The organism is Fusibacter tunisiensis, assembly GCF_016908355.1.
Classification (GTDB): domain Bacteria; phylum Bacillota; class Clostridia; order Peptostreptococcales; family Acidaminobacteraceae; genus Fusibacter_D; species Fusibacter_D tunisiensis.
The window spans coordinates 19,455-27,175 of the sequence record NZ_JAFBDT010000027.1; the positions used below are offsets into that span (position 1 = coordinate 19,455).

Annotated in this window: 6 protein-coding genes; all 6 read right to left on the reverse strand. The window is 35.9% G+C overall.

Annotated features, from left to right (window positions below):
* Positions 1-65: 65 nt before the first annotated feature.
* Positions 66-1,097, reverse strand: coding sequence for a macro domain-containing protein (locus JOC49_RS11295; RefSeq protein ID WP_341534680.1), 1,032 nt, complete (start codon positions 1,095-1,097; stop codon positions 66-68).
* Entirely contained in the window at positions 1,098-2,051 is a 954-nt protein-coding gene (locus tag JOC49_RS11300; RefSeq protein WP_204665145.1) for a nucleotidyl transferase AbiEii/AbiGii toxin family protein, read from the reverse strand.
* Positions 2,038-2,805, reverse strand: coding sequence for a type IV toxin-antitoxin system AbiEi family antitoxin domain-containing protein (locus tag JOC49_RS11305; protein WP_204665146.1), 768 nt, complete (start codon positions 2,803-2,805; stop codon positions 2,038-2,040). The genes JOC49_RS11300 and JOC49_RS11305 overlap by 14 nt, the downstream gene beginning before the upstream one ends.
* A gap of 113 nt (positions 2,806-2,918) precedes the next feature.
* Positions 2,919-5,141, reverse strand: coding sequence for a DUF262 domain-containing protein (locus JOC49_RS11310; RefSeq protein WP_204665147.1), 2,223 nt, complete (start codon positions 5,139-5,141; stop codon positions 2,919-2,921).
* Positions 5,138-6,982, reverse strand: a complete 1,845-nt coding sequence (locus JOC49_RS11315) for a DUF262 domain-containing protein (protein WP_204665148.1) — start codon at positions 6,980-6,982, stop codon at positions 5,138-5,140. The genes JOC49_RS11310 and JOC49_RS11315 overlap by 4 nt, the downstream gene beginning before the upstream one ends.
* A gap of 170 nt (positions 6,983-7,152) precedes the next feature.
* Positions 7,153-7,605, reverse strand: a complete 453-nt coding sequence (locus JOC49_RS11320; RefSeq protein WP_204665149.1) for a hypothetical protein — start codon at positions 7,603-7,605, stop codon at positions 7,153-7,155.
* Positions 7,606-7,721 lie beyond the last annotated feature (116 nt).

Here is a 7,721-nt window from a genome sequence, read left to right on the forward strand (position 1 = left end):
TCATCTATTTGATGATTAAAGGATACCTCTTTTCAATTGCTAAAAGGTCACCTGCCAGTTGACTTTTATAAACCCAATAGTTTTTCATTGTAGTGGAAAAGAACCGCATTGATTTCATTGATATCATAAGTATTCGATTCAAGAAAATAACTGATGATCACATCAAATCGATTGCTATTGGACAAGGCAAACCCAGACTTAAGCAAGAGATCTTTTGTTTCATCTAGATTAAGCTGTAAAGCAATTGCAAAGGCCACCGCTGTCTGTTTGGTTGGCGTATATTGACTGTTGTTTCTAATTTTTGAAAATGTCTGCTTGGTGACATTTGCTTTCTTGTAGACTTCAGGATCCTTTAACCCACGCTCATCAATGAGCCTCAGCAGCATTTCAGCAAAGGTTTCATCCATGCGATTGATGACATCATCCAGTGACTGTTTCTTTGGAAAATAAGTATCTGAACGGGCACTCTCTAATATTTCATTCGTCCGATACCGATTTGATAATTTATGCGCCTCTATGTAATGATCATCGATATAGGATTCTACAGATGAATACAACGCTTCCGAGAGTTGGTAGGCTTTCCGATCGAAGACAACCAAATACACCGTCATCTCATTAAAAAGCAAGAATTCACCGATGGAACGAATCGCAACATTAAGCGCAATGTCCTTCGGATAGCCAAAAGAGCCTGATGCAATGAGTGGAAAAGCAATACTCTCGAGCCCTCGTTCTTTTGCGAGCGAAAGCGCATTCTTATAGCAACTTTTTAAAACCTCTTCTTCCCCACTATTGCCATCTTTCCAGATAGGACCAACCGTATGGATAATAAAGCCTGCAGGGAGGTTGAACGCCTGTGTTAAAGCACATTTCCCCGGTGCCAACGGTCCAATTTGGGCTGTTTCATCTCGTAAACCTGGTCCTTCAATTTTATGAATCATGCCATCGACTCCAGCAACGCCGTACATGTCAGCATTTGTTGGATTGACGATAGCATCAACATGCATTTTGGTTATGTCGTTTCTTATGATTTCAAATGGCATAGCATCACCTTTCTTACTTGAATGATCTTCATAATTCGTAAATACTCTGATTAACAATCAATTCTTTTTTAACTGCCCCACCTTCCATCTAGCCATAGGATGATTCGCAATATTATCCAAAATTCTCTTGTCCTCAAATAATAACTCTGGGCAATACTCACCATTACTGAACCTGCTAATGAATTCCTTCTCTTTTTCAGTTATCATCATTAAATCGCTGACAAATTCTCTTACTTCTTCCAACGAATCTTTTAATATAAAAACTTCCCCCTTTTTCAAAACTGGCACTAATTCCCTTAAAATACTGTGTTGGTTCAGTTTATCTGCAGCTTTCAAATCAAACTCACCGTTTATTATGTCACTAGTCAAAACATGATAAAATATTACAGATTTCCTTAACGGCTTCTTCGACTCCTTAAACATGTCACTTTTAACAAGTTTGTATACATCATAGAGGTCTCTAACTGCTGCACGATTATTCAATGCATTTATTTTACTACCATAAATCTCAATACTGTTAAGTGCATTGACTGGATTTTCCATACCAAATGCCTTTGGCAGAACTAACCGCTTTTCCACATCATATAAGTGTGCTCTCATAGCATAATTGATATCAAACTTGATATTATCTTTATTGCCACCAGAATTGTTGTATGTGAAATAATAAGAATCCAGAACAAAGGATTGCCTATCGCTCTTCTTTCTCAAATACCCTTGTTCTTCCATAAACTTAAAAATCTTATCGCTTATTGCTTCACGATCCATTTTCATGACATCAACACTAGCATTTATCGTATAGTCCAAATCTATATCCACCGATAATCTTGGAAGGTTAAATTCAAGCAAATTAATGGCTGTTCCACCTTTCAAAGCTAGACGGTCTTTAAGTAAATCATCTATGTTAAGAAATTCTAATACATCCATTAATCGAAGGACTTTTTCATAGGTATCTCTATTAAATCCATTTTCAGCAGCCCTTTTGCTCAAATATTTTTTATCAAATATATTCATCCGGCTCTCCTTGCCCGTCGCTTTTCAATGTATACTCTTCTGGTATTACCAAATTCCAACGATCATTAAATCTACCTTCACATCCCCCCAGTAAATATCGCACACTATTTCCTGATTTTTCTTTGCATATCTCAAAAAAATCGTTTCCAAGTTTTTCACCCATGTAATGATTTTCAAGAAAATATCCTGTTTTTTGATAAAGTACTTTTTTGTCATAAAGATCTAAATACTTCATGAGTTTTTTCTTATCAAGCCTCTCTAGGCTTTCTGTAATATTAATGAGCTCTTCAATACCACCAATTTTTGAAACAAGATTCACACTATCAATATAGGTTCTTTCTACATCAGTAACCTTAATTCCTTCAGTGTTCCTTACTTCAATAACACCATCATCAAAATCAGATTTTATATACTTGTAAGTTATACCCATAAACTCGAATGTATTAAACCTTTTGCTTGATGAAACATATACCATATTATAAACTTGATTCGCCATTCCATGCAGCTCAAACGCCGTATGATAAGCCACATATGAGCCTTCATTAATTGCTGTGGCTATTTGATATTTATTAGCTATCACGTCACCAGTGGTTAAGTCTATACATGTATATAAATCCTTTCGGATCCTTACAAGGTATTTCTTCTTAAGCCATCGGCTAATTAACGAAGTAGAAGTGCTTTCATTTCCAGTAATGGCAGTCACATCACTTAGTGAAAAAGTTATTCTTTTTGATAGTCGTTCGTATTCTTTCATATCACTTTACTTCTTTCTTTATATTGCTTCTTTTTAAGCATTATCTAACTATTTTTAAAGTTGCTTTAATTATACACTAATATTGCTTTTTTCCAAGCATGATTATGTTATTTTTAAAGTAACGTTTCCATGGAATCAATCAGCTCAACCCCTTTTATAATCCGGTCTTCAAGATCATCACCATGGTCATCTTGTTTGATCATATATTTGTTTTCGCCACTAATTAGGCCATGTATCCGAACTCTTGAAAGGAAGTCTTGACTTTCAGTGTTTTCGTCATTTACCGAAAGCATAAAACAGTCATTTTGATTGGTAATCATTATTGAAATATCGCCCTTCACATAAATTAAAGGTTGTCCATAACTTTCCATGCTCAGGCAATTTTCTCTTTGCTTTTTAATGGTTAATAATACCGGATCCCAGTGTCTCCCGTTCATCATGGTACGGTACATCATGATACTTTCAAATTGATTTGAAGGCTTTGGCCAATAATAAAATCCATCAGAGTGATATCTAAAACTACTGTATTTAATAAAGTAGTACCGCCAATCTTTAGGGCGCATTGGATCACTCTCAAATAAAGTTAAATAGTCCTGGATCGTCGTGTCAATGGTTCTAAGCGGGTCATTTGCCAAATCATTCAATAAGGCAGTCAATGCAGTTCTTGTGTTTTTGAAGTTTTTACGTCGATTGCTTGGCGTAAACAACTCTCTCCAAGTGGGCTCTTTGGCACTTGCTAAAAATCGCCTTCCGCCAATCCCTTGTGAATAATCACCATAAATGAAAAGCGCACGACTGATGTCCACATATTTGCAACCTTCAAAAAAAACATCCAGAAACTTATTGCCTAAAACATCCAAATTTAGAGACAAGCCAAGAACAGATATACAGCCTTGTAGGAGTCGGTGGTCCTCAAGCTTATAAATGATTGTTTTTAGCGATGGGTTGGTAAGTAAAAATGCATCCTTTTCCAACTCTTCTTGAATTTGAGTGGTGCTAAATTTTGACTCTAGGTCTAAATTGCCATGGAGAATTAGCTCTTTTACAGCCTTCAATAAAGTTGGTAAATTTTCTTTACGGACTGTATCCACAGAATTTGTAATTATATTCCTAAGCTTTCTAACCCTCAATTGAAAGTCGGGTGAATTGTTCAGTTGATGTATGATACAAGCATAAAGTAAGAGTTGTTCCCCCATGGAAAATGGGTTGTTTCTTTGATCTGGATCATAAGCTGTTGCGCACTTTTTAAAGAGGTCTACATTGGGACTGTTAAAGAAGATTTTCACTTTGTTTGGATCAAAAGATTCGCTTGCTGTGTAAAAATTCGAGGTGTAAAAGTCAGGTGTTTGTGTTCTGGTAACCACCATTAAACTCAGCACGTCAAACAATAGATCAATATTTTTGTCGTTTGCGTAAATCTGTTCTATCCGTTGAAATGTATCCAACCCCTCATCAAATTCAACGCTATTTTCCGCAGCAATCATATCTGTAAAGTAGTTGAAAAATTTTAAAAACCCATCATCTACTTTCTTTGCGAGATCCCCTTCGGTTTCATCCTTGAACAAGTTCCAAAAAAGGTCAGACCATTCTTGATCAATCTTATGGTTAAATACGCCACTATGACTATTTTTGAGCAGTTCTGAGAATCGAATTTTAAAATATTCAAACTCTGTCAGTTCTTTCCCTCTGGAATTCATTTTGATGTATAAATCGTCTGGCATTCCTAACTTGTCTGTTGGTAAAAGATGAAACAAAATAGGTGGCGTCTCAGATGTGAGTTTCTGCCACACATCACTGAGTTCAAACTTTTCAAATTTAGATTGAATGCTCTCAAGCATCACCAACATTGAATAAATGGTAGGGTCATTTTGCCAAGCAGAAAAGAACCAGGGTTGATTTATGATGTGGCTTTTAATAGACTCATCAAAATTGTCTGGCGCATACTTTACCAATTCCTCACAAAAAAGTCTGGAGCTATGTCTAATTTCATAGGTGAAATTGGACAGCAATTTTCCCTCATCTGATGATTTTCCTTCTTTTGCAGCCACATACCAATGAAGGAGAAATAGTGTTGTCAGGCGTTGCTGACCGTCCAGTGGATAAAAACAATCCGTATCACTTCCATCTGAATTTATTAAGGTCTTGGTGTATCCATAAACAAAGTCAAGTTCCAGTGGCTCTTCCGTCCCCTTAAGTGCCAGACACATGGCGTTCAGAATGTTTTCCCGAATCAGTGGCACTTTTCCAAATTCCCGCCCTTGAGCGTAGTCCCGTTGAATGATCGGAATAACCACTTTATAGTCACTTATTAATTGCCAGAATCCAGTTGCCATCATTCTGCCTCCATTTTCTTAAATGTTGGTAAATAATTGCTGATGCCTAATACGCGTTTGATTTCAGCCAAATAATTCTTTCGGTCTTCATGACTCCAGAAATAATAATGTTCAGAGGACGGCTTTGAATTATAATATTTCAAGAATGCACGTCTTGTACAAATTGGAATATATCTGCCTTCTTGATCCATTTTTATGATTTCTCGTCGTTTCACTTCAAATACAGAATTATTCAGGGCAGCATTTTGTGCCTGACCGATTAAAGCCAAATTGGAAATGCCATGTTCTTCATCACTTGCAATATCTGTATCCTCTGAAAATTCTCTTGCTATTCTTTCAGATAAATTGTTAAACCGTTCCCATGTCAAATACTCTTCTTTAAGGGCATCGATTTCTTCTATCAACCCTGAAAAAATCACGCTTTTTTCTTTCTTAACATTTTCGTCTACAAGTTCTTTTAAAAGACTCTTGTGGGACTTCAGCCAGCTTAACCACTGTTCTCTCTTTGTCTTGTCAAGTCCTTCGGAATTCTGGGCATGAATATGTTCCAGGGACCAATAGGTTGACTTGTGAAACTTAAATGGATAAAACTCAGTTATGGTTTCATTTGTTCGAATGGACTCCACATTAAACAGTAAAAGAACCCTCTCGATTTTCTTGTAATCTCCATTTCTATCATAGCTCAGTTCTTCAATGTTAAAATGCACACTCTTTCTGATTTTCTCATCCAATTGCCGCTCAAATTCGTCCTTTCTCATGGTAAGTGCGCTCTCAATCAGAGCCTTTAAGCCTTCACCGATTGTGATTAAATACCCTACTTTATGATATAGATTTTTATTTCTAAACCATTCTTGAAGCGTCGAGAAGTATTTTTCAATCTTGATCCACATGTCCCAAAGAGACGTTTGATTTTCTTTTGTTTGGTTGAAAAAAGTGATAAATGTATAGAGCGGATCAATAATTTTGTCCGTTTTATCTACAATCATGTCAAAAATTAGTTCTATCTTATTGGCATAAGCAGATTGTTTTGCATTGGTTGAAAAAGCCCAAAAGTCCGCATCGTTAAGCTTTTGCTCCATCTCATCCCATAAAAGCGATATCTCAAGCTTTTTCTTTTCCCCGTCCTGTTCGTTTTGAAAGCTGGATGATGCCAAAAATAGGGCTTTGATCAGCTCTGAATTGGTTAAAGGAATCTTTCCGATATTTAGCCTTGTAAACAGTTCCAGACTTTTAGCTGTTTTGGAAACTTCATACCATATAACCCTGACAGATATCTCATTGGGATCTTGTGACCCATCATTTTCGCTATCTTTTCCCAGTAATGTTCTTAAAAATTTATCCCGGTCTGAACGGTCCTTGACCAATTCTCCACTTTTAAACCATTCCCTAACTGTTTTGTAGGCTCCTGACATATGGTAATAGTCGATGTTCGATTTATCATCCGTTATGTCTTTTAAAAAGAGTTCACTTCCAGGTCTGGTTTCATAACGAAGACTAAAGATGTCCTTCCCATATTCTTCATCCAGGCTGTCTACTTTTAGGAATTCTTTCGCTAAATAGGAAAGGATGATATAGATGGTCGTGAGTCTCTGTTGGCCATCTACGACTTCCCATCCGGTAATATTCTCTTCATTTTCTCTCCATGTTTTTGCTTTAATGACAATGGGCTGAAGGCAATAGAACTCGTTTTCGATTTCGCGCCTTTTATTGGCAAATGCCCAAATATCATTTAAAAGATCTGTCACCTGTTGTTTTGTCCATCTGTAACCCCTTTGATAATAGGGTATATAAAAATGCTCTCCTAACAGCGCATTAATGGATTTAAAAATAAGTTTTTCAGACATAGTCCACCCCTAACTTGAATAATCTTTTTAGGACCTTAAAAAAATCAAACGACGTCCTATAATAAACCTTGCCTCCGTTTTTTATGTATTGCTCCGCAATAATCCATCCGGATTATTACGGAAATTCGCAAGTGTATATACACTTGCATTGCTTGCCAAATTCTCAGTGATTAAAAATTCTCTTCCAAGTTGATTTTTTCAATTTCAATAAGTTTATATTCTTCAATTAATTCATTGAAAGAGCTAATTAATTTTTTTCTACTTGGAATATCACTGGCTAGAATGGTTTGTTTATTGAGACTGTTTATATCATCTGGTGTTATAAAATCATATTGACTCAATTCTCTATTAATAACCTCTTGAATTGTGCTGTAATCTTCTATCTTTAAAGCCTCAAATTTCAAATCTATCATGTATATTAAGGTCTTCTTATAATCAGAAACACTAACCCAGGCAAGTTTATTAGAATCAAAAACTTTGACTTCACCTGACAGCAAATTATCTCTAACTTTTAACGTACTTTCATTAAATACTACTTCGTAATCTCTAATAAACGGTTTTGTGAAAAAGATAACCAACCCGATAGTTAGGATTATTAAAAATACTACTGAATATTTTTTCATCGTTTGTCCCCCATCTCAATCATGGTAGTGTAAAGTATTACACCCCTGATTTATTTAACAACACTGTTTTTTCAAAGGATTTCACTATTTTTTAAATAAAAAAACAATGACCCCCT

Coding starts and splice junctions, on each gene's coding strand:
- JOC49_RS11300 (WP_204665145.1), bottom strand. CDS start 2,051: ATGAATATATTTGATAAAAAATATTTGAGCAAAAGGGCTGCTGAAAAT.
- JOC49_RS11305 (WP_204665146.1), bottom strand. CDS start 2,805: ATGAAAGAATACGAACGACTATCAAAAAGAATAACTTTTTCACTAAGT.
- JOC49_RS11310 (WP_204665147.1), bottom strand. CDS start 5,141: ATGATGGCAACTGGATTCTGGCAATTAATAAGTGACTATAAAGTGGTT.
- JOC49_RS11315 (WP_204665148.1), bottom strand. CDS start 6,982: ATGTCTGAAAAACTTATTTTTAAATCCATTAATGCGCTGTTAGGAGAG.
- JOC49_RS11320 (WP_204665149.1), bottom strand. CDS start 7,605: ATGAAAAAATATTCAGTAGTATTTTTAATAATCCTAACTATCGGGTTG.